Source organism: Leyella stercorea (assembly GCF_021531655.1).
Genome location: NZ_JADYUF010000132.1, coordinates 1 through 289, shown reverse-complemented (window position 1 = coordinate 289; position 289 = coordinate 1). Strand labels below are relative to the sequence as shown.

The following is a 289-nucleotide window of genomic DNA, read 5'->3' as shown; positions in this document are numbered from 1 at the left end:
TGAAGCGTCAGCCCGTCAATGCCCCAGAATGTCTCGTCGGCATCGTTGATTGTGACGTTCTTGAGCGAGAGGTTCTTCATCTCGCGGAAGAACTTGGGACCGTTGATGACGCAGTCTTCCATGTGCATGTCGTCCGAATACCAGATGGCAGAACGCGATCCGGGCGCGAAATAGCAGTTGCGTATGTCCGAACCCTTGACGTGCCACAACGGGTATTTGCCCTCGAAGTAGCAGTTGCGGCACACGATGTTGCTACACTCCTTAATGCCCGATTCACCAAAAGTGATGC

1 protein-coding gene is annotated in these 289 nt (G+C 53.6%); it reads right to left on the bottom strand.

Translation table 11 applies throughout. From position 1 onward, the window contains the following. Positions 1-289: DUF3737 family protein (locus I6E49_RS14340; RefSeq protein WP_235403152.1), on the bottom strand; the 289-nt coding region annotated here is incomplete at both ends.